Source organism: Thiobacillus sp., assembly GCA_024235835.1.
In the GTDB taxonomy this organism is placed as follows: domain Bacteria; phylum Pseudomonadota; class Gammaproteobacteria; order Burkholderiales; family Thiobacillaceae; genus PFJX01.
In genome coordinates, this window is record JACKLQ010000001.1 from 1,294,716 (window position 1) to 1,315,429 (window position 20,714).

The 20,714-nt window shown below is 62.4% G+C and carries 20 protein-coding genes and 1 rRNA gene; 7 read left to right on the plus strand and 14 right to left on the minus strand.

Annotated features, from left to right (window positions below; all coding sequences use genetic code 11):
* Window positions 1-14 precede the first annotated feature (14 nt).
* Window positions 15-3,026: an EAL domain-containing protein gene (locus H6935_06410; protein MCP5277982.1), complete on the minus strand. Its 3,012-nt coding sequence runs from the start codon at window positions 3,024-3,026 to the stop codon at window positions 15-17.
* A 255-nt stretch (window positions 3,027-3,281) separates the two neighbouring features.
* Here H6935_06410 and H6935_06415 point away from each other — a divergent pair, with 255 nt between their 5' ends.
* The 4 genes from H6935_06415 to H6935_06430 all read left to right on the plus strand — a co-directional run bounded on the left by H6935_06415 (window position 3,282) and on the right by H6935_06430 (window position 6,820).
* A complete protein-coding gene (locus H6935_06415; protein ID MCP5277983.1) occupies window positions 3,282-4,001 on the plus strand; it encodes a response regulator transcription factor in 720 nt (239 codons plus the stop codon).
* Entirely contained in the window at window positions 3,998-5,458 is a 1,461-nt protein-coding gene (locus tag H6935_06420) for a HAMP domain-containing histidine kinase (GenBank protein MCP5277984.1), read from the plus strand. Before H6935_06415 ends, H6935_06420 begins: the two co-directional genes overlap by 4 nt.
* Window positions 5,459-5,509: 51 nt before the next feature.
* A complete protein-coding gene (locus H6935_06425; GenBank protein ID MCP5277985.1) occupies window positions 5,510-6,454 on the plus strand; it encodes a phosphoribulokinase in 945 nt (314 codons plus the stop codon).
* Window positions 6,455-6,592: 138 nt separating this feature from the next.
* A complete protein-coding gene (locus H6935_06430; protein MCP5277986.1) occupies window positions 6,593-6,820 on the plus strand; it encodes a hypothetical protein in 228 nt (75 codons plus the stop codon).
* A gap of 73 nt (window positions 6,821-6,893) precedes the next feature.
* Here H6935_06430 and H6935_06435 read toward each other — a convergent pair whose 3' ends face one another.
* From H6935_06435 to H6935_06455, 5 genes are read right to left on the minus strand one after another with little or no spacing between them, the layout of a single operon-like run.
* Window positions 6,894-8,072 carry an oxygen-independent coproporphyrinogen III oxidase-like protein gene (locus H6935_06435; GenBank protein ID MCP5277987.1) on the minus strand — a complete coding sequence of 393 codons (1,179 nt, stop codon included), beginning with the start codon at window positions 8,070-8,072 and terminating at the stop codon, window positions 6,894-6,896.
* Window positions 8,073-8,079: 7 nt separating this feature from the next.
* The gene (gene rdgB, locus H6935_06440) at window positions 8,080-8,673 is read right to left on the minus strand and encodes an RdgB/HAM1 family non-canonical purine NTP pyrophosphatase (protein MCP5277988.1); all 594 of its coding nucleotides are present in this window, start codon (window positions 8,671-8,673) and stop codon (window positions 8,080-8,082) included.
* 10 nt (window positions 8,674-8,683) lie between these two features.
* A complete protein-coding gene (gene rph / locus H6935_06445; GenBank protein ID MCP5277989.1) occupies window positions 8,684-9,412 on the minus strand; it encodes a ribonuclease PH in 729 nt (242 codons plus the stop codon).
* 9 nt (window positions 9,413-9,421) lie between these two features.
* Window positions 9,422-10,333: a serine/threonine-protein phosphatase gene (locus tag H6935_06450; protein MCP5277990.1), complete on the minus strand. Its 912-nt coding sequence runs from the start codon at window positions 10,331-10,333 to the stop codon at window positions 9,422-9,424.
* Between the two features lie 10 nt (window positions 10,334-10,343).
* Window positions 10,344-11,285 (minus strand): serine/threonine protein kinase, encoded by a 942-nt coding sequence (locus H6935_06455; GenBank protein ID MCP5277991.1) that lies wholly within the window; start codon window positions 11,283-11,285, stop codon window positions 10,344-10,346.
* 81 nt (window positions 11,286-11,366) lie between these two features.
* Here H6935_06455 and H6935_06460 point away from each other — a divergent pair, with 81 nt between their 5' ends.
* On the plus strand, window positions 11,367-12,308 hold the full coding sequence (locus tag H6935_06460) for a YicC family protein (GenBank protein ID MCP5277992.1): 942 nt from the start codon (window positions 11,367-11,369) through the stop codon (window positions 12,306-12,308).
* Between the two features lie 16 nt (window positions 12,309-12,324).
* Window positions 12,325-12,939, plus strand: a complete 615-nt coding sequence (gmk, locus tag H6935_06465) for a guanylate kinase (protein ID MCP5277993.1) — start codon at window positions 12,325-12,327, stop codon at window positions 12,937-12,939.
* Between the two features lie 42 nt (window positions 12,940-12,981).
* On the opposite strand, the gene H6935_06470 is transcribed toward gmk, so the two are convergent.
* From H6935_06470 to pabB, 7 genes are all read right to left on the minus strand, one after another.
* On the minus strand, window positions 12,982-13,299 hold the full coding sequence (locus tag H6935_06470) for a pyrimidine/purine nucleoside phosphorylase (protein ID MCP5277994.1): 318 nt from the start codon (window positions 13,297-13,299) through the stop codon (window positions 12,982-12,984).
* Between the two features lie 2 nt (window positions 13,300-13,301).
* Window positions 13,302-13,523 (minus strand): DUF2788 domain-containing protein, encoded by a 222-nt coding sequence (locus H6935_06475; protein MCP5277995.1) that lies wholly within the window; start codon window positions 13,521-13,523, stop codon window positions 13,302-13,304.
* 105 nt (window positions 13,524-13,628) lie between these two features.
* Complete coding sequence (locus H6935_06480) at window positions 13,629-14,867, minus strand: argininosuccinate synthase (protein MCP5277996.1); 1,239 nt, start codon at window positions 14,865-14,867, stop codon at window positions 13,629-13,631.
* 34 nt (window positions 14,868-14,901) lie between these two features.
* Window positions 14,902-15,129, minus strand: coding sequence for a DUF2283 domain-containing protein (locus H6935_06485; protein MCP5277997.1), 228 nt, complete (start codon window positions 15,127-15,129; stop codon window positions 14,902-14,904).
* Between the two features lies 1 nt (window position 15,130).
* Window positions 15,131-16,069 (minus strand): ornithine carbamoyltransferase, encoded by a 939-nt coding sequence (gene argF / locus H6935_06490; GenBank protein ID MCP5277998.1) that lies wholly within the window; start codon window positions 16,067-16,069, stop codon window positions 15,131-15,133.
* Between the two features lie 5 nt (window positions 16,070-16,074).
* A complete protein-coding gene (locus H6935_06495; protein MCP5277999.1) occupies window positions 16,075-17,244 on the minus strand; it encodes an aspartate aminotransferase family protein in 1,170 nt (389 codons plus the stop codon).
* An 87-nt stretch (window positions 17,245-17,331) separates the two neighbouring features.
* On the minus strand, window positions 17,332-18,657 hold the full coding sequence (gene pabB / locus H6935_06500) for an aminodeoxychorismate synthase component I (protein MCP5278000.1): 1,326 nt from the start codon (window positions 18,655-18,657) through the stop codon (window positions 17,332-17,334).
* 405 nt (window positions 18,658-19,062) lie between these two features.
* Here pabB and H6935_06505 point away from each other — a divergent pair, with 405 nt between their 5' ends.
* The gene (locus tag H6935_06505) at window positions 19,063-20,406 is read left to right on the plus strand and encodes an exodeoxyribonuclease VII large subunit (protein ID MCP5278001.1); all 1,344 of its coding nucleotides are present in this window, start codon (window positions 19,063-19,065) and stop codon (window positions 20,404-20,406) included.
* Window positions 20,407-20,466: 60 nt separating this feature from the next.
* Here H6935_06505 and rrf read toward each other — a convergent pair.
* Window positions 20,467-20,580: ribosomal RNA gene (rrf, locus tag H6935_06510) — 5S ribosomal RNA — on the minus strand.
* Window positions 20,581-20,714 lie beyond the last annotated feature (134 nt).

A 20,714-nucleotide genomic window follows, 5' to 3' on the forward strand; every position in this document is an offset into this window, starting at 1 on the left:
GCCACGGGATGTCCTCACGCCGGCGCCCCTGCATCAGACAAGGGCACGAGCCATGCACGAGCAAACTCCTCGGCTGCCAGGGGCTGGCTGAAGAAATAACCCTGGGCCTCATCACAGCCCAGGGCCAGCAGCACCTCCACCTGGTTCGGCGTCTCCACGCCTTCGGCGATGGTCTTCAGGCGCAGGTTGCGGCCCATGCCGATGATGGTTGCCACGATGGCGTGGTCATTGCGGTTCTCCAGCATGTCCCGCACAAAGGACATGTCTATCTTGATCTTGTCCGCCGGCAATTGCTTCAGATAGGCCAGGGAGGAATACCCGGTACCGAAATCGTCGATGGCCAGGGCAAAGCCCATCACCTTGAGTGTCCCCATCAACCCCATGGCCTGCCCCACGTTGCGCATTAGGCCGCTCTCGGTCAACTCCAGTTCGAACATGTCGGCCTTGAGGCCTGCTTCCTCCACTATGGCAAGGGCCATGGTGGCGAATTCCTTGTCGTCCATCTGCTGGGCGGCCACATTGATGGCCAGGCGCCCATGCAGGTGCAGACCGGCCGCCTGCCACCTGGCGACCTGACGACAGGCCTCCCGGAAAACCCACTCCCCGAGTTCACGCATCATGCCCCGCTCTTCAGCGATGGGAATGAAGGCGCCCGGGCTGACCATGCCCAGGGTGGGATGTTTCCAGCGCAACAGCGCCTCGACGCCGACAAGGCTGCGTGTCGCCAATTTCACCTGGGGCTGGTAATGCAGGGCCAGTTGCCCGGCAGGCCCATGCAAGGCCTGCTGCAAATCCCTGGCCAGGGCCAGTCGATCAGCCATGCCCGCGCTCATCTCAGGCTCGTAGAAACGGTAGCCGCTGCCGTAGGCCTTGGCGCGGTACATGGCTACGTCCGCATGCTTGAACAAGTCGTCCGCGGTTCGGCCATCATCGGGATACATGGCAATGCCAATGCTCACCCGCAGGGGGTAATGCAGCCCTTTCACCTCCACCGGGACCGCCAAAGCCATCCTGACCCGTTCAGCGATCAAAACCGCCGCGGATTGGTCCAGGACCTGGGCAAGGACGATGAACTCATCACCGCCCACCCGGGCCAGGGATTCTTCCTGACGCAGCACCGCCTGGAATCGGTGCGCCACTTCCACCAGCACGAGGTCGCCCACGGCATGACCCTGGGTGTCGTTGATCTCCTTGAACCGGTCCAGGTCAAGGAACATCACGGCCACCAGCTTGCCATGGCGCATGCCTGCGTTGATGGCCTGGCTGAGGCGGTCCTGGAACAGGGCCCGGTTGGGCAGGCCGGTCAGGGGATCGTAAAAGGCCAGGTGCTCCAGTTTCTCCTCTGCGCGCTTGCGCTCCGTAATGTCCTGCAGGCTGAACTGCAGCAAGGTCTCGTCGCCGTGGGCGAACGCCATCAAGTGCACTTCCGCGTCCCACTCTTCCCCGTTGGGCCTGCGGTGCCGCCATTCGAAGATCTGGCTGCCCCTGCGCAGGGCCATGTCCAGGTATTCCCTGGCCACCTCCGCCGATGCCCGCCCGTCGTATTGGACAGGCGCTGCGACATCCATGGGAGTCAGGCCAAGTACATCCTCCCGGCTACCCAGGTTGTAGATGGCCGCGGCGGCCTGGTTGCAGTCCACGAACGTGCCGCTCTCCGGATCCAGCACCACCAGGGGAATGCGGGAATCCGCGAACAAGACCTTGTTGTAGGCCTCGCTCTCCCGGATGCGGGCTTCAGCCTCCTGCAAGGCCTCGATCTGCCGGCGTAATCCTGCGGCCTGTTCATCCACTTGGACTCGATAGCTTTGCAGCATGCCCCGCATGCTTTCCTGGGCATTGGCCAGTTGCTGGATTTCGAAAATGGGGCTCCGCACTGAAGCGTCGGCCCGAAAATCCAGTTGCCCGATGCGCATGCTCTGGGAAACGAGTGACTCCAGCGGCTGGGCAAGACGCCTTACCTGGGCTCGACCTATGAGCATGGCTGCTGCCAGCACCAGCAGCATGCCTCCCAATAGCACCACCGCCAGGGGCTCCCAGGTGGGAAAGAAATCCGACTCGGGCGCCAGCACAACGACCCAGAAGCGTTCCTGTCCCAGATGGTAGGGCCGGGTGCTGGCGATCCAGCCCTGGCCGCCAGACCGGTAGCGTATCAAGCCCTGATATGCGGCTCCCTGCTGTCGCCACCTGGCAAGGGCATCGTCTACCGGCGCAATGGCCAATGCCGTTGCCGGCTGCAAGGTGTGCCGCAGCCAGGCCTGTCGATCCTTGCCTGCCGGAGGGGCTGGCAGGGCCAGCAGACGCTGGTCCTCCGTCAGCACGAACGCCATGCCATGGCGACCTACTTGAACATCCATGGTGGACTTGGAGAGGTCCCGCAGCATCAGGTCGAACCCCAGCACAAAATACCTGCCATCCTGAAGTTGCCACCCCGTGGAGGCGGTGATGCCCGGATCTCCCGTGGTAAAAAAGGCATATGGCGACGTCCATGCGACCTGTTCCGCCTGCTCCTGGGCCTTCTTGAACCAGGGCCGCAAGCGGGCATCGTAGTCAAGGGTTTCCCAACGTGCGTCGGACTGGCCACTGGGGCGGTGTTCAGTTATGAGGTGTCGGCTGCCCCATCGGGGAATGTCGGTCATGCGATTGCGCCATTCGCCACCGGGCAACTCCAGCAACAGCCAGCCCTGGCCCTGGGATGTGCCCGCCACGACAGAGGTGAACTGGGGCATGGTTTCCAGCATGGGGCGGAAAATCCGGTTGAATTCTTCCGATGCCTCCAGCGCCGGGGCCCGGGTGCCGACCCAGTCACGGGACATGGCAAGAAAAAGCCGGGCCGGCGCGAAGGTCTCGTTCAATGCGGCTTCCACCTGGGCCGCGGATACGTTGAACTGGCTCTCCGCGGTCTGTTCCACCAAGGGCCGGATGCCGAAGAGGGCATACCCCAGGCCCAGCATCAATGCGGTGCCGGTCACCAGGAGGCCCAGGCGGGTCAGGATGGCCTGGCGCAGTGTCACGGCCTTTTGCGTCATGGCTTTCTGCGTCATCAATTGCTTATACCTTTTTCAGCCCATGATCAGGATTGGCAAGCCTTGCCATGGTTGCACGCTACAGGACGCATCGATGCTGGCCGACGGCGTTTGAACCGTCAGGCACAGTTCAAATCCAACCTTCCCCCCCTACAGACTGCCTTCTTGCTCGCTTCATGTAAATTGTTCACGAAAATGTGAATAGTCATGGCTACTCCAGCCATCCATGATTATCCAATCTAGGCAAGGAACCGCATCATGAGGCAACGCATACTGGTCGTGGAGGACGACGCGGACATCGCCGAACTCCTGCGCCTCAACCTGGCCGACGAGGGCTATGCCGTGGAGGTGGCCCCGGACGGCGAGACCGCCATCGCCCACGTGCAGGACATGGCCTGGGACGCCGTGATCCTGGACCTGATGCTGCCGGGCATGGACGGCATGGACGTGTGCCGCAGGATCCGCGCCCTGCCCCGCTACACCCCCATCGTCATCGTCAGCGCCAAGTCGGCGGAGACGGAACGCATCCTCGGGCTGGAGCAGGGGGCGGACGACTACATCACCAAACCCTTTTCCCTGCTGGAGGTGAAGGCGCGGGTGAATGCCCTGTTCCGCCGTGCCGAGGCCATGGGCCACAGCGCCCGCCTGGAATCCGGCCTGCTGGAACAGGGCGGACTGCGCATCGACCCCATAGCCCGCACGGTGAAGATGAAAGGCGAACCGGTGGATCTGGCGGCCCGGGAGTTCGACCTGCTGTTCTTCTTCGCCCGCCACCCGGGCCAGGTATTCTCCCGGCTGGACCTGCTCAAGCAGGTGTGGGGCTATAGCCACGAAGGCTACGAGCACACGGTGAACACCCATATCAACCGGCTGCGGAACAAGATCGAAGCCGACCCGGCCAGGCCGGAATACATCCTCACCGTCTGGGGCGTGGGCTACCGCTTCGCCCTGCCCGGCAGCACCGGAGAGACCCCATGACACTGTTGCGCACACTCTATGGCCGCCTGGCCCTCGCCTTCGCCCTGCTCACACTGCTCTGCGCCGGCTTCACCGCCTGGCTTTTCATGGACGCCGCCAGCCGCCACCAGCAGGAAGTGCTGCAGCGCCTGTCCAAGAACCTGGCCGCCCACATCGCAGGCCACACGGACCTGGTGAAGCAGTTCAAGTGGAACCGTCCCGCGGTGGACGAGTTGTTCAACATGCTCATGGTGGTCAACCCCAGCATCGAGGTCTATCTGATCAAGGCCAACGGCCACATAGACGCCCACGTGGCCCCTCCGGGCCGGGTGAAACGGAAATGGGTGGACCTGGGCCCCATTCGGTCCTACCTTGCCGGGAATGCCTTTCCCCTACTGGGGGACGATCCCCGCGGTACCTCGACGCGAAAAATCTTCAGCGTCGCCCCCTGCGTGCAGGACGGCCACACCGTGGGCTACCTCTACGTCATCCTGGCGGGGGAGGACTTCGACCGCCTGGCCGCCGACGTGCGGGATAGCCAGACCATTACCACCGCCACATGGCTCATGGCCGGCCTCACGGTATTGACCCTGTCGGCGGGCCTGATCGCCTTCGCCCTCATCACCCGCCGGCTGCGCAACCTGGGGAAGGAAGTGCAGGCCTTCTCGGCGGGCGATCCCGATGCCATCGCACCCCCGCCCGACGATGGCCCCCATGACGAGATCGGACAGTTGCACCGGACCTTCCACCACATGGCCCGACGCATCGCCAGCCAGGTGGGCGAACTGAAGCGCCAGGACCAGGTGCGCCGGGAAATGGTGGCCAATATCTCCCACGATCTGCGCACGCCCCTCACCTCCCTCCAGGGCTACCTGGAAACCATCAGCCTCAAGGCCGGCCAGGTCAGCGAGGAGGAGCGGAACCGCTACCTGGACGTGGCCCTGCGCCAAAGCCGCAAGGTGAGCAAGCTGGCCCAGGAACTGTTCGAGCTGGCCAAGCTGGAGTGCGAGGTGACCAAGCCCGTGAAGGAGGCATTCGCCCTGCCCGAACTGGTGAACGACGTACTGCAGAAATTCGAACTGGCCGCACGGCAGAAGGAGGTCAACCTGCAAGTGCGCATTCCCGGCGACCTGCCCCCCGTGCTGGCGGACCTGGGAATGATCGAGCGGGTGCTCACCAATCTGCTGGACAATGCCCTGCGTCATACTCCTTTGGGTGGCGCAGTCCAGCTGGAACTGCATGCCGCGGACGGAAACGTGCGGGTGCGCGTGGCGGACACGGGCAGCGGCATCCCCGACAGCCTGCGTCCCCAGCTGTTCGAACGTCCCTCGCCCCTGCGGGACGGCACGGGCCGCACCTCCGGCGGGCTGGGCCTCCTCATCGTCAAGCGCATCCTCAGCCTGCACGACAGCAGCATTCGCCTGGAAGCCCGGCCGGGCCCGGGGGCGGCCTTCAGTTTTGCCTTGCCCGTGGCCTGATCCCCGCACTAACATCTTCTTCCCTGTTCACGCGTCCGGGAGGGATACAGCGTGTCCGCCAAGCACCCCATCGTTGCCGTCACCGGCATGGCCGGCGCGGGCCTGTCCACCGTGCGCCACGCTTTCAAGGCCGTGTTCGAGCGCCTGGCCATCAAGCCCGCCATCGTCCACGGCGACGGTTTTCGCCGCTTCACCGATCGCCAGTTTTCCGCCCTGCTGGACGAAGCCAGGTCAAGCGGGCGTCGCATCTCCTGGTTCGGCCCGGATTGCAACCACTTCGAGGAACTGGAAACTTTTTTCCGCAGCTACGGCGAGACCGGAAGCGGCGTCATGAGGGAATATGCCCACAACGAGGAACACGCCCTCCGGCTGGGCACCCAGGCGGGCGAGTTCACCGCCTGGAAGCCCCTGCCTCCCGGGAGCAACCTGATGTTCTACGAGGGCCAGCACGGCGGCGTCATGGCCCGAACCTGGACTCGCCGCCAGGTGGACGAACGACACTTTCCCCCGGAAATCGACCGGCGCGTGGGCAAGCAGGGCGTCGACGTGGCCCAACACGTGGACCTGCTTATCGGCGTGGTGCCCGCCATCAACCTGGAGTGGATTCAGAAGGTGCACCGGGATTGCGCCAAGGGCTATTGCAGCGAAAGCGAATCCGTGGAGACCATCCTGCGGCGCATGGACGACTACATCCACTACATCGTGCCCCAGTTCGGCCTCACGGACATCAACATCCAGCGCATGCCCCTGGTGGACACCTCCAACCCCTTCATCGCCCGGGACGTGCCCAACCCGGACGAGTCCTTCCTGGTGGTCCACTTCCGGGATCGTCGCAAATACAACTTCGTGGAACTGCTGGATAAGATACCCGGTTCCTTCATGAGCCGTCCCTCCACCATCGTGGTGCCCGGTGGCGAACTGAAGCTGCTGCTGGAAATGGTATGCGCCCCCATCCTGCTGGAGATGATGGACCGCAAGCGGATGTCGATGGCCTGATTACGTCGATAAACCAGTACGATCATACTATAGAAATATATTAATATACTTAAGTACTTGGCCGTATAGATTCAAATCAAGGCCTCGCCAGAAGGCACAAATGGAGGAGTTCCGAAAGCGTCGATAAAGGAGGTTGCTATGAGGAAACAAGGTGGATGGGCAGCGCTTCTGCCCGTTGGGTTGATCGCCATCGTCGCCACCAGTGGCGTGATCGTGGCGACGGAACAGATTTCCGGTACCGACAAACCAATGCTAAGCAACATGCTCACGGGCCAATCCCAGGCACGTGAAGGCAAGGTCAGCGTCGAGTTTCTAGAGGGAAGGCCCACCCCGGCCAACCCCGCTCAAGAGGCATCCGGCAAGTAACCATGGTAATGAGGGCACGGGCAGGTGGGCCTCACCTGCCCTTTGCATGGTCCTTATCCAGACCCTCCTCGGCTCAGTCAAGGAATAGCTGCAGCAAGTCATTCAGGAAACGTCGGCCCTGACTGGTAGGCGTGACCCGGTGCAGGGCACGAATCAGCAGTCCACGTTCCACGGCCCTGTCCAGGGCCGGGCCCAGCGCGCTGACCGCCAGGCCCGTGCGCGCCGTGAACAGGGCCGTTTCGAAGCCTTCGTTCAGCCGCAGGGCGTTCATCATGAACTCGAACACCCGGTCGCCCCGGTCCAGATTGCGGCTCTCCGCGATGAATCCAGCGCCCCCTTCCACCGCCTCCATGTAGACCCGGGGGTGCTTAACCCTTGCCTGGCGCTCGATGCGGTCATGGAAGGACAGCTTGCCGTGGGCACCGGCGCCAATGCCCAGATAGTCGCCGAAGGTCCAGTAGTTGAGGTTGTGGCGACACTGCTGGCCTGGCCGGGCGAAGGCGGAGGTTTCGTAATGCCCGTAGCCCGCCGTCCCGAGGGTGCCTTCCACCAGGGCTTGCATGTCCGCGGCCTGGTCGTCGTCCGGCAGGGGCGGTGGTGCTGCGGCGAAGGGCGTGTTGGGCTCCAGGGTGAGGTGGTAGGCGCTGATATGGCCGGGCCCCAGGTCAAGGGCCGTCTCCAGATCCTGGCGCAGGTCTTCCATGGACTGGCTTGGCAGGGCGTACATCAGGTCCAGGTTGACCCGTTCGAACAGCGCAATCGCCTGTTCCGCAGCCCCCCGGGCCTCTTTTTCATCATGGATGCGGCCCAGGGCCTTCAGGTGGGTTGGATTGAAGCTCTGGATGCCCAGGGACAGCCGGTTCACGCCCGCCTCCCGGTAGCCCCGGAAGCGTGCCGCCTCAAAGGTGCCCGGATTGGCTTCCAGGGTGATCTCCGCCAGGGGCGAGACCTTGAGCAGGGTGCGACACTGGACCAGCAGCCGGTCAATGCCTTCGGGCGAGAACAGGCTCGGGGTGCCGCCACCCAGGAAGATGCTGCCGACCTCCCGGCCCCACACCGAGGGCACGGCCTGCTCCAGGTCCCGGATCAGGGCGTCGATATAGCGGGCCTCGGGGATGCCGTCCCGCACCGCGTGGGAGTTGAAGTCACAGTAGGGGCATTTGCGCACGCACCAGGGAATGTGTACGTAAAGCCCCAGTGGCGGGGGCGTTTCCAGCCGGCCGTCCAGCAGGGCCGGCTTAATGGGGCTCATGGACGCTTCACGCCCCCAGGTCCTGCAGCTTCCGGGCCAGTTCCCGCAGGGCCTGGCCCCGATGGCTGAGGCCGTTCTTGGTGTCCATGTCCAGTTCCGCGCCGGTCTTGCCATGCTCCGCCACCAGGAAATAGGGGTCGTAGCCAAACCCGCCGTCGCCGCGAGGAGTGTCGATGATCTCGCCATGCCAGCGGCCCTCGGCGATGAGGGGCTGGGGGTCGTCCGCATAGCGCACATAGACCATGACGCAGTAATAGTGGGCCTTGCGGTTGGCCTGGCCCTGGAGGGCCTCGATGAGCTTCTGGTTGTTGCGCTCGTCGCTCTTGGGATCGCCGGCGTAGCGGGCGGAATACACGCCCGGGGCGCCGTTCAGGGCGTCCACGCAGATGCCGGAATCATCGGCCAGGGCCGGCAGGCCGGTGTGGACGGAGGCGTGGCGGGCCTTGGCGATGCAGTTCTCGATGAAGGTGACGTGGGGCTCCGGGCACTCCGGGACGCCAAAGTTGCCCTGGGGCTGGGCTTCCAGGCCGATGGGTTCCAGGATGCGGGCGATCTCCCTCAGCTTGCCCGCGTTGTTGGAGGCGATGACCACCTTTTTCATGGGGAGCTCCTTATTCCGCCAGGGCAGCCCGCTGGGCGGCCATCAGTTCATGGATGCCCTTGGCGGACAGGTCCAGCAACTGATTCAGCTCGGCGCGACTGAAGGCCTCTCCTTCCGCCGTGCCCTGAACCTCGATCAGGCCCTCCTCTCCCAGCATGACCACGTTCATGTCGGTGTCGCAGGCCACGTCCTCGGCGTAATCCAGGTCCAGCACCGGCCTACCTTGCCACACGCCCACGGACACGGCAGCCACCTGGGCGCGCATGATGTTCTCCGGGAGCTTGCCTTCCTTCACCAGCCACTCCAGTGCGTCATGCACCGCCACCCAGGCGCCGGTGATGCTGGCGGTGCGGGTACCCCCGTCCGCCTGCAGCACGTCGCAGTCCACATGGAGGGTGCGCTCCCCCAGTTTGGACAAGTCCACCGCAGCCCGCAGGGCGCGGCCGATGAGGCGCTGAATCTCCTGGGTACGGCCGCTCTGCTTGCCCCGGGCGGCTTCCCGGTCGCCCCGGGTATGGGTGGCCCGGGGCAGCATGCCGTATTCCGCCGTGAGCCAGCCTGCACCGCTGCCCTTCACGTGGAAAGGCACCTTTTCCAGCACGCTGGCGGTGCAAAGGACCTTGGTATCGCCGCAGGCCACCAGCACGCTGCCTTCCGCGTGCTTGGTGTAGCGGCGGGTGAGGGAAACGGAGCGCAGCTGGTCAGCAGCGCGTCCGGAGGGACGTCGCAGATCAGTCATAAATTTCCTTCAAGCAGATTTTCCGTATTTGGCGATGGCGGCCTTGATCTCGGCCATGGCCCTATCCAAATCCTCGTCCTGGACCGGCGGCAGGCTGCTCTTGGCTCCCAGCTTGTTGAGCTGGGTGGTGAAGCCGTCCAGGCTGAGGTCGTCTTCCTGGATCAACTCCCCTTCCTTGAAATGCTCCTCGCCATAGCGCATGGCCACCACGGACAGGTTGTCGCAATCCTTGCCGCCCCGGAACTCGGCGTGGTCCAGCATGTTCTTGACCGCCTTTTCCAGAGGATAGGCCCGCAATGTGGCGAACATTTCCTTGGGGGTCAACTCAGGCCAGACACCATCCGTACACATGAACAGCACGTCGCCTCCATGCAATTTCATGGGCTGGCCCAGATCGATGTCCGGCAGGGTGAAGCCGCCCACCGAGTTGTATAGCTTGTTGCGATCGGGGTGGATGCCCATCTCTTCTTCCGTGATGGCCCCGTCCTCCAGCAATTGCTGCACGGCGGAATGGTCCCGGGTACGGGAGAGGAAACCGTGGCGATTGAAGTGGTAGAGGCGGGAATCCCCCACGTGGGCCCAGCAGGCCATGCCTTTCTGCACCACGCACACCACGCAGGTGGTCCGTGGCGACTCGGGCAGCTTCTTGCGCATGGTGTATTCGTTGATGGCGTCGTGGGCGGCATAAACCGCGTCCAGCAGGAAGGTGGACAGGTCCGGCAAGACGGGATGAGCCCGGGCACGGAACAGGCTGGTGATGACCTGCACCGTGAGCTGGGATGCCACCTCTCCCCGGGCATGGCCCCCCATGCCGTCACACAACACCATGACCATGGATTCCTGGGTATAGGCGTAGGCCACCCGGTCCTCGTTGTAGGGCCGTCCTCCGCGACGGCTGGCTTGGTACACGACGTACTTCATGTCTCGCTTCTTATAGTTGTCGGGTTAGTCGCTCCCGCAGGAGGGCGAAGAAGGAATGTTTCTGGGTACGGGATGTTACCGCCAGGGACACCAGTCGCTTCTGCACGGCGAACACGCTCTGGGGCCGCTCCGTGTAGTTCAGCCTCAGCATGTGTTCCACCAGTTCCAGGAAGGGCCTGGAGAACAGCCCTGCATGGGACTTTGTCAGGGGCACCAGGGTCTCCTTCTCCACGCGCTGGTCCGCAGGGGGCGGTGGACCCTTGTTGATGCAGGCATACATGGTGGCCCCGATGCTGTAGATGTCCGTCCAGGGTCCGAGGGGGTCCCGCTGGTTGTATTGCTCCGGGGCAGCGAAACCCGGGGTGTACATGGATGTGGCCAGGTGGGCGTCATAGCTCAAAGCCTGACGGGCAGCACCGAAGTCGATGAGCACGGGAGAACCATCGGCGCGGATGTAGATGTTCGAAGGCTTGATGTCCAGGTGCAGGATCTTGGTGGCATGGACCTCCCTCAAGCCATTGAGGAGGTGGATGAACACGCCTCGGATGAAGGACTCCCGCATGGGCTCCTTGAGCTGGGTGATGTGCCGCTGCAGGGTATTGCCATGCTCGTACTTCATGACCATGTAAACCGTGTCGTTGGCGCGGAAGAAATTCAGCACCTCCACCACGTTGGGATGGCGCAGGCTGGCCAGGGCCCGACCTTCCTCGAAGAAGCACTTCATTCCATAGCGGAAGGAATTCTGCATCTCCTTGGAAATGGGCACCACGGTCCCCACTTCGTCCCGGGTGACCACGCCACCCGGCAGGTACTCCTTGATGGCCACGGCCTGGCCTTCCATGTCGTAGGCCAGGTACACCAACGAGAACCCACCGCCACCGATGCGCTTGTCGATGACGTAATCATTCAGGTGATAGCCCCGGGGCAATGGGGGCGTGGATTGGGCGGCCATGGGTTCGGTATGTTGGTGGTATGAACTGGCGACGCGGTAAGATCGGGCGTTGATTAAGCGCTGACAAGCATAACCAAGTATATGTCGACTCCCAAGAAATCCACGCAGGCAGGCCGGGGCCGCGCCACGGCACGCCCATCCGCCCCCCTGCGCAGCATGACCGGGTACGCCGTGGAAACCATCGACCTGCCTACTGCCCAGATCGTGATGGAACTGCGTGCCGTGAACTCCCGTTTCCTGGACCTGGGTTTTCGCATGGGCGACGACTTCCGGGCCCTGGAACCCCAACTACGAGAACGTATTGCCAAGGCTGTGCAGCGGGGCAAGCTTGAATGTCGCGTCAACCTGGCGCCCCGCCAGGACACGGCCCTGCCCAGGCACCTGAACGTCAACCTGCTGGACCAGATCAAGATGCTGGCCCAGGCCGTCCAGGCTCATTTCCCCCAGGCTGCCCCCATGACCGTGGCCGAGATCATGCGCTGGCCCGGCATGCTGGGAGACAACAACCTGGACATGGAAGCCATCCAGGCCGCCGTGATGGAACGGCTGGACGTCGCCCTGGAGCAGTTCAATACCAGCCGTGCCCGTGAAGGCGAGAAACTCAAGGAAGTTCTGCTGGAGCGCATTGCCGCCATGCGCGGCCACGTTAACCGGCTGCGCCCCCTCACCGAGCAGATCGTGGCCACCTATCGGGAAAAACTCGGCAAGCGTCTGGAAGAATTGCTGCCCAACGCCTCCCCAGGGCTGGATCCGGACCGGCTGCACCAGGAAGTGGTGCTATTCGCGCAGAAGATCGACGTGGACGAGGAAATGGACCGGCTCCTTACCCACCTGGACGAGGTGGAACGCATCCTGGAGGCGGGCGGCAGCGTCGGCAAGCGTCTGGACTTCCTCATGCAGGAACTCAACCGGGAGGCCAACACCCTGGGTTCCAAGGCGGCCTCCCTGGAATACACCCAGACCTCGGTGGAACTGAAGGTGCTCATCGAACAGATGCGCGAGCAGATCCAGAACATCGAATAAGCAAAAAGACTTCCAGATGTCAGGACAACTCTTCATCGTTTCCGCCCCTTCCGGTGCCGGAAAGTCCAGCCTGGTGAAGGCCTGGCTGGAGCAGGACACGGCCATCGGCCTGTCCATTTCATATACCACCCGGCCGCCCCGGCCGGGGGAAGTGGACGGCGTGAACTATCACTTCGTGGACCGGGACACCTTCATGGCCATGCTGGGCCGGGGGGAGTTCCTGGAAAGCGCGGAAATCTATGGCAACCACTACGGCACTTCCCAGCCCTGGATCGAGTCCCAGATGGCCCGGGGACAAGACATCCTGCTGGAGATCGACTGGCAGGGGGCCAGCCAGGTGCGCAAGCTCATGCCCCAGGCTGTGAGCATCTTCATCCTGCCCCCCTCCATCGCCGAACTGCGCCGCCGCCTGGAGGGGAGGGGCACGGACAGCCTGGAGGTGATCGAGAAGCGCATGGCCATGGCGCGACAGGAAATCTCCCACGCCCTGGCTGCGGATTACCTGGTGGTGAACGACGTGTTTTCAACGGCCGTGGCGGACTTGCTGGCCATTGCCCGGGCCCGGCGCCTGCGCATGGACGTGCAGGCCTCACGCCAGACTGGGCTGATGCACAGCCTGTTGAACGGCTGACTGTCCTCCGGCAGCAGAGGAAGCTGGCCGGGTCAGGAAGCCTTAGCCGAAGTGGCAGACGTAGTGGTAGCTTTCGCCGGGCGCAACGATGATGTCGAAGCTGGAATCGCCCGGCACATTGAAAGACTGGCCCTCGCCGTATTCTTTCCAGTCGGACTCGCCCTTCAGACGCACCTTGCAGCGACCTGCCACGGTTTCCATTATTTCCGGCACGCCGGTGTTGAAAGTGAGGGTGGCGGGCAGGATGACGCCCACGGACTTCCTGGTGCCGTCGGCGAACTGCACGGTGTGGGACACGCACTTGCCATCAAAATATACGTTGGCCTTCTTCACCACGGCGACATTGTCGAACTGGGACACGCTCATATCCTCCAAACGGCTTGAATGACGAACTTTGAAACGAAGCCCAGCATACCGAAGGCCAGCACGAAGTACAGGGCGAAGGTTCCCGTCTTGCCGGCGTTGGAACGGTAGGCCAGGTTGCCGATGATAAACAGCATGAAGAGGATCAGGGCTCCGATCCCGAAGGTGGAACCGAACTCGGCGACCTGCGCCTCCGTATAACCAAACAGGGTGCCTTGCATGACAATTTCCCGAACGTCCATGGCTGATGCCAACGCAGGGGATACTGCCAGAAACGACTTGGGGCAACTTCTGACGCTTGTACCAGCGTCAATGGGGCAATTGCCTTACCTGGCCTTGCTCTTGGTCGCTTCCAGCTTGGCCGCGATGCGCATGCGCAGGGCGTTCAGCTTGATGAAGCCGCCCGCATCCTTCTGGTCGTAGGCCCCGGCATCGTCCTCGAAGGTGGCGATGGTGGAGTCGAACAGGGAATCGCTCCTGGAGTCCCGGCCCACGACGATGACGTTGCCCTTGTAGAGCTTCAGGCGCACGAAGCCATTGACGTTCAACTGGGTGTGGTCGATCAGTGTCTGCAGGGCGATACGCTCCGGAGCCCACCAGTAGCCGTTGTAGATCAGGCTGGCGTAGCGGGGCATCAGATCGTCCTTCAGATGGGCCACTTCCCGGTCCAGGGTGATGGACTCGATGGCCCGGTGGGCCTTGAGCAGGATGGTGCCGCCGGGGGTCTCGTAGCAGCCCCGGGATTTCATGCCCACGTAGCGGTTTTCCACCAGGTCCAGGCGGCCGATGCCGTGCATGCCGCCCAGGCGGTTCAGTTCGGCCAGCACCTCGTGGGCTTTCATGGCCTGGCCGTTGATGGCCACCACGTCACCCTTCACGTAGTCCAGGGTGACGTATTCGGCCACGTCCGGCGCCTTCTCCGGCGACACGGTCCAGCGCCACATGTCCTCCTCGGCCTCGGCATTGGGGTCTTCCAGGTGACGGCCTTCGTAGCTGATGTGCAGCAGGTTGGCGTCCATGGAATAGGGCGAGCCGCCGGACTTGTGCTTCATGTCCACGGGAATGCCGTGGGTCTCGGCGTAGTTGATCAGCTTCTCCCGGGACAGCAGGTCCCACTCTCGCCAGGGGGCGATGACCTTGATATCCGGCTTCAGGGCGTAGGCGCCCAGCTCGAAGCGCACCTGGTCGTTGCCCTTGCCGGTGGCGCCGTGGCAGATGGCATCGGCGCCGGTTTCATTGACGATCTCGATGAGGCGCTTGGCAATCAGGGGCCGGGCGATGGAGGTGCCCAGCAGGTACTCGCCTTCATACACGGTGTTGGCGCGGAACATGGGGAACACGAAGTCCCGCACGAATTCTTCCCGCAGGTCGTCGATGTAGATCTGCTCCGGCTTGATACCGAACTTCAGGGCCTTGGCCCGGGCCGGCTCCAGTTCCTCGCCCTGGCCCAGGTCGGCGGTAAAGGTGACCACCTCGCATTGGTAGGTGTCCTGCAGCCACTTGAGGATGACGGAGGTATCCAGGCCGCCGGAATAGGCCAGCACTACTTTCTTGATGTCGCTCATGATGTTCTTGCTTGCTTGACGTAACTCTGTGATTTCAGTGGGCCTGGCCATCCACGGCCACGACCTCGCCGGGAAAGTTGCCTACCCTCAGGGCGCGCAGGTCAGCCTGCTGCGAAGCGTGCTCGATCTCGATGCCCACCACCCGGCCGTCCTCGCTCATGTTCAGTACCACGCCGGTGTGGGCCTCCCAGGCATGGGATGGGTCCTCGGGGGACAACTCGATATACAGGGAATCCGTGTCCTTGAAGTAGGCGATGTTCATCTCAGTCCTCGATGCGGCCCAGCAACAGGTATTCCATCAAGGCCTTCTGGGTATGGAGCCTATTCTCGGCCTCGTCCCACACCACGCTCTGGGGCCCGTCGATGACTTCGGCCGCCACCTCCTCGCCCCGGTGGGCCGGCAGGCAGTGCATGAACATCGCCTCCCTGGCGGCGGCCCGCATCATGTCGGCATCCACCTGCCAGTCGGCGAAGGCCTTCATGCGCTCGGCGTTCTCCGCCTCGAAGCCCATGCTGGTCCACACGTCCGTGGTCACCAGGTCGGCGCCGCGACAGGCTTCCATGGGGTCGGCGAAGGCCTCGAAATGGTCAGTACCAAACAGGCCCGCCCGCTCCGGTTCCACCTCATAGCCGGGCGGCGTGGAGACATGGACGTTGAAGTCCAGGATCTCGGCAGCCTGCAGCCAGGTGTTGCACATGTTGTTGGAATCCCCCACCCAGGCCACGGTCTTGCCCCGGATGTCGCCCCGGTGCTCGATGAATGTAAAGACGTCCGCCAGGATCTGGCAGGGGTGGTATTCGTTGGTGAGGCCGTTGACCACGGGCACCCGGGAATGGGCGGCGAAACGCTCGATGATTTCCTGCTCGAAGGTGCGGATCATGACGATGTCCACCATGCGGGAGATGACCTCGGCCGCGTCCTCCACGGGCTCGCCCCGGCCCAGCTGGGTGTCCCGTGTGTTCAGGTAGATGGCCGCGCCGCCCAGCTGGTGCATGCCAGCTTCGAAAGACAGACGGGTACGGGTGGAGCTCTTCTCGAAGATCATGGCCAGGGTGCGGTCCGCCAGGGGATGGTAAGGCTGATACACCTTGAAGCGCTCCTTGATCACCCGGGTACGGCGGAACAGGTATTCCAGTTCCTCCCTGCCCAAGTCCTTGAACTGCAGAAAGTGCTGTATGGGGGCTTTCGCGCGCTGGATCATCGGCATTACCCCAGGAAGCCGCGGATCAGGCCCGCCAGTTTCTCCGTCAGCAGGGCCGCATCGGCCTGGGTCATGACCAGGGGCGGCAACAGGCGCACCACCGTATCGTTGGTAACGTTGATCAGCAGTTTTTCCGCCAGAGCCTTCTTCACCAGATCGCCGCAGGGCCGATCGAGTTCGATGCCGATCATCAGGCCTTGGCCCCGAATCTCCCGGACGCCTGCCACGCCATCCAGGCGCTTGGCCATGTCGGCGCGAATGAAGGCTCCCAGGTCAGCGGCATGTTGCAGCAGCCCTTCTTCCGCCATGACGTTCAGCGTGGTCTGTGCCGCGGTGCAGGCCATGGGGTTACCGCCGAAAGTAGAACCGTGCTTGCCAGGGACGAAGGTCTCGGCGGCTACACCCCGGGCCAGGCAGGCGCCGACGGGCACGCCGGAGCCCAGTCCCTTGGCCAGGGTCATGACGTCGGGTTTGATGTCGGTGTGCTGGAAGGCGAACCACGTTCCGGTGCGGCCGATGCCGGTCTGCACCTCGTCCAGCATCAGCAGCCAGCCGTTGGCGTCGCACAGGGCGCGCAGCCTGGACAGATAGCCCGCCTCAGGAATATTCACGCCGCCTTCGCCCTGGAATGGCTCCACCAGCACGGCCACGATGTTTGCCTGCACGGACAGCCGGGCCACGGCCTCGGCATCCCCGAATGGTACCCGAACGAAACCTGCCACCAGGGGCTCGAAACCGGCCTGGACCTTGCGGTTTCCCGTAGCGGACAGAGTGGCCATGGTGCGGCCGTGGAAGCTCTTTTCCATGACGACGATGGCCGGATTCTCGATGCCCTTGTTGTGGCCGTAGAGGCGGGCGATCTTGATGGCGGCCTCGTTGGCCTCGGCTCCGGAGTTACAGAAGAACACCCGCTCCAGTCCGGACAGCTTGCACAGGTGATCCGCCAGGCGCTCCTGCTCCAGGATGCGATAGAGGTTGGAGGTGTGGATCAGGCGACCGGCCTGCTCGCACAAGGCATTGGCCAGTTTTGGATGGCCATGGCCCAGGCCGTTCACGGCCACGCCTGCCAGGGCGTCCAGGTATTTCTCGCCGTTTTCGTCAAAAAGCCAGGCCCCTTCGCCTTTTACGAAGGCCACCGGGAGCCGGGCATAGGTTTGCATCAAGGTATCGGACATTTCACATCCTGCCGCGCATGAAAAACATACGGCGGCAGAGACTTGCGCCTCGATAGCCGCCGTGCGGGAAAGGTTGGAACAATACCACTAAATCATGACGTTAAGGAATCCGAGGGGGGCATCATTGTTGCTCTTGAAGGCCTCCAGGACTTCCCGCATGGCCAACCCCTTGTCCAGACACTCCTGGTATTCCGCGGCCGCATTCGAATCCGCCACCAAGCCGCCGCCGGCCCAGTACCTTATCTCGCCATGGCTGCAAACCAGCGTTCGGATGGCGACGTTGAGTTCCATCCGGCCATCAAAGCCCAAATAGCCGATGGCACCGCAATAGATCCCGCGCCGGTGGGGCTCCAGGGACTCTATGATCTCCATGGCCCGTTGCTTGGGTGCGCCGGTGATGGAGCCTCCGGGAAAGGCCGCCGCCAGGAGATCGGCTCCATGCTTGTCCGGCGCCAGCCGTCCGGTCACCGTGCTGACCAGGTGGTGCACGGTGGCGAAACTCTCCACGCGGAACAACTCGGGTACCTGGATGCTGCCCGGCGTGCAGACCTTGCCCAGATCGTTGCGCAACAGGTCCACGATCATCAGGTTTTCTGCCCGGTCCTTGGGGCTTGCGGCCAGCGCCTCAGCCAAGCGCAGATCTGCAATGGCATCCTGGTGGCGGGGCCGGGTCCCCTTGATGGGGCGGGTCGTGGCCAAGCCATCTTCCAGACTCAGAAAACTTTCAGGCGAAGAGGACAGGACCTGGGCGAACGGGAAATTCATCCATGCCGAGTAAGGTGCAGGGCTTCGCTTGCGCAAGGCCAGGTACAGGGGCCAGGGATGGCCGGCACACGAGGCCGCAAAGCGCATCGCAAGGTTGATCTGGTAACAGTCCCCCGCCCGGATGAAATCTTGCACTTCATTGAAAGCCCGGACATAGGCTTCTGAATCCATGTTGGACCGGAGTTCACCTCCCACCGAGAAGGCCTGTGCCGTTTGTGAACGAGGGCTGGACAGGATCTTTTCCATACGAGAGGCCCAGCGCCTGCCGGGCTCCGTGTCTCGGGCACGAATCTCACACCGGCGTTTTTCATGGTCCAGGTGCACGAATCCGTCATAAATGCCCACGGCCATGTCCGGCAAGCGCTCCGCATCCTGGGCGATGCACGGAAGCTTTACGTATCTGCGAGCCAGGTCATAGGCGAAATACCCCACGGCTCCACCAGCCCCGACACCATCGGATTCCGGCTCCATAAAAGCGGCCAGGATCTTGATCGGATCTCCGTTTGCACGCCGTTCCTTTCCATCTTCCTGGATGAGCACTTCCGATCCACTGACAACCAGGACGATACGGGGAAGGGCTGCGATCAGGTCTTGGCGACCTCCATGGATCCCAGGCTGACCGCTATCCAGCCACATGGCCCACGGCATTTCAGACAGTGGGGCAAAGAAGCACTCCCTGTCATCCGGATAAGGTAGTTCGATCAGGATCGGCACGGATTTCCAGGGCGGGTGCAAAGGTCAATGCAAGGGCCGGAATTCTGTCCCTGTAGGAGGGTGCACTCAAGCATCGTCGAGAAATCCACAGGATTTGTGGATAACTCTGTGCACAAAATGGGGGTAGAGATCGGAATAGTTCATTGCCGTGGGATTTATCGCCATTGAATCAAATTTAAGCAACCCCCCAAAATATAAAAATCAAAGGGTTAGAACGGGCCTCATAGAAATCATAGACATACGCAATATTTATGAAATGCCACTTTGGCCTGTGGATATAACTTGGCCTTGACAGGGTAAAGAAGTGCCGATAACTCAGCATTTCCCTTTCACAAAACCATGGCCATACCCATGCCTGAACAGACTCAACATGTGCTGACCATAAGCGAAGTCAATCGCTTGGCAAGGTTAGCCCTGGAAAAGAACTTGCCCCTCTGCTGGATTCGCGGCGAAGTTTCCAACTTGACCAGGGCATCCTCAGGCCATTGGTACTTCACCATAAAGGATGCCGTGGCGAGCGCCCGTTGCGTCATGTTCCGCACACGCAACCAGTTCGTGGACTGGTCCGTGCGAGAAGGCGAACAGATCGAACTCCGTGCCCAGGCAAGCCTGTATGAGCCCAGGGGAGATTTTCAGCTGATCGTGGAAGCCATGCGCAAGTCGGGTCAGGGCAACCTGTATGAAGCCTTCCTGCGCCTGAAAGACAAGTTGCAGCAGGAAGGTCTTTTCGCCGCGGATGGAAAGAAAGCCCTTCCCACCATGCCACATGCCATCGGCATAGTCACATCGCCCATGGCAGCGGCCCTGCGGGATGTGATGACGACCCTGAAACGGCGTTGGCCCAACGCTTCCGTCATTGTTTACCCATGCCAAGTACAGGGCGGTCCCGCCCCGTTACAGATCAGGCAAGCCATCCTTGAAGCCAATTCAAGAAAGGAAGCCGACGTGCTCTTGCTGGTGCGCGGCGGCGGCAGCCTGGAGGACCTGTGGGCATTCAACGACGAAGGTGTGGCGCGGTCCATCAGAGCTTCTGCCATCCCCATCATCTGCGGTGTAGGGCACGAGACCGATTTCACCATTGCCGATTTCGTCGCGGACGCACGTGCACCCACGCCCACCGGCGCGGCACAATTTGCCACACCTGACAAAGTTGAATGGGTGCAGCGCATCCGGCACCAGAAAAGTCGTATCTCCCATGGATTGCGTACACGGCTGGATGTCGCCTGGCAGCAACATGACCACCTACGGAAACGACTGAGGCATCCTCAAGAACAGTTGCGGCATCAGCATGAGCGATTGCAGCAATTGACTCAACATCTTGCCCGGTGCGGACTCAGGGTAATTGCTGATGCCAACACCCGTGTGGAGCACATGTCCAACAGGCTGGTTGGCATAAAGCCCACCACTGGTCCCTATCGCCAACAACTGGTGCAATTACTGCGCCGAATGCATCAGCATGGGCATCACCAGCAAATCCTTCGAGCCCGTCAGGTGGCGCACTTGCAGGCTCAACTGGAACTGCTGTGTCCTACCCAGGTACTCCAGCGGGGTTACAGCATCGTGCGTTCCATTCAGGGCACGGTAATCAGCACATCAGATCAAGTCAGCGTTGGAGCACACCTGTCCATAGAACTGGCCCGGGGACAGCTGGGCGTAACCGTGTTGGCCAAGTCAGCGCGGTAACGGGAGGAGGAGATTCATAAAAGCGAACGCCCACCGTGGAGGTGGGCGTTTTGAGGGGGAGTCTGGCGATGACCTACTTTCGCGAGCGCGGGGCTCACTATCATTGGCGCTGGGGCGTTTCACGGTCCTGTTCGGGAAGGGAAGGGGTGGGACCGCCCCGCTATGGTCGCCAGACATAACTGGAAGTGGTGTCGCTTATGCGGCATCACGGAGTTGGGTCTGAACGGTGGTTCAGGCAAAGGGAAGAAGAGGTTTGGATGGGGAAGGGGTTCTTCCCACCTGGATTTGGTTGCCCTTGAGTGTGTATT

What these genes read in the sequence shown, in the direction of transcription:
- H6935_06415 (MCP5277983.1), top strand. Translation starts at nt 3,282, where the DNA reads ATGAGGCAACGCATACTGGTCGTGGAGGACGACGCGGACATCGCCGAA.
- H6935_06430 (MCP5277986.1), top strand. Translation starts at nt 6,593, where the DNA reads ATGAGGAAACAAGGTGGATGGGCAGCGCTTCTGCCCGTTGGGTTGATC.
- H6935_06495 (MCP5277999.1), bottom strand. Translation starts at nt 17,244, where the DNA reads ATGTCCGATACCTTGATGCAAACCTATGCCCGGCTCCCGGTGGCCTTC.
- H6935_06420 (MCP5277984.1), top strand. Translation starts at nt 3,998, where the DNA reads ATGACACTGTTGCGCACACTCTATGGCCGCCTGGCCCTCGCCTTCGCC.
- H6935_06410 (MCP5277982.1), bottom strand. Translation starts at nt 3,026, where the DNA reads ATGACGCAAAAGGCCGTGACACTGCGCCAGGCCATCCTGACCCGCCTG.
- H6935_06460 (MCP5277992.1), top strand. Translation starts at nt 11,367, where the DNA reads ATGTCGACTCCCAAGAAATCCACGCAGGCAGGCCGGGGCCGCGCCACG.
- gmk (MCP5277993.1), top strand. Translation starts at nt 12,325, where the DNA reads ATGTCAGGACAACTCTTCATCGTTTCCGCCCCTTCCGGTGCCGGAAAG.
- pabB (MCP5278000.1), bottom strand. Translation starts at nt 18,657, where the DNA reads ATGCCGTGGGCCATGTGGCTGGATAGCGGTCAGCCTGGGATCCATGGA.
- rdgB (MCP5277988.1), bottom strand. Translation starts at nt 8,673, where the DNA reads ATGAAAAAGGTGGTCATCGCCTCCAACAACGCGGGCAAGCTGAGGGAG.
- H6935_06505 (MCP5278001.1), top strand. Translation starts at nt 19,063, where the DNA reads ATGGCCATACCCATGCCTGAACAGACTCAACATGTGCTGACCATAAGC.
- H6935_06455 (MCP5277991.1), bottom strand. Translation starts at nt 11,285, where the DNA reads ATGGCCGCCCAATCCACGCCCCCATTGCCCCGGGGCTATCACCTGAAT.
- H6935_06480 (MCP5277996.1), bottom strand. Translation starts at nt 14,867, where the DNA reads ATGAGCGACATCAAGAAAGTAGTGCTGGCCTATTCCGGCGGCCTGGAT.
- H6935_06475 (MCP5277995.1), bottom strand. Translation starts at nt 13,523, where the DNA reads ATGCAAGGCACCCTGTTTGGTTATACGGAGGCGCAGGTCGCCGAGTTC.
- H6935_06450 (MCP5277990.1), bottom strand. Translation starts at nt 10,333, where the DNA reads ATGAAGTACGTCGTGTACCAAGCCAGCCGTCGCGGAGGACGGCCCTAC.
- rph (MCP5277989.1), bottom strand. Translation starts at nt 9,412, where the DNA reads ATGACTGATCTGCGACGTCCCTCCGGACGCGCTGCTGACCAGCTGCGC.
- H6935_06485 (MCP5277997.1), bottom strand. Translation starts at nt 15,129, where the DNA reads ATGAACATCGCCTACTTCAAGGACACGGATTCCCTGTATATCGAGTTG.
- argF (MCP5277998.1), bottom strand. Translation starts at nt 16,069, where the DNA reads ATGATCCAGCGCGCGAAAGCCCCCATACAGCACTTTCTGCAGTTCAAG.
- H6935_06435 (MCP5277987.1), bottom strand. Translation starts at nt 8,072, where the DNA reads ATGAGCCCCATTAAGCCGGCCCTGCTGGACGGCCGGCTGGAAACGCCC.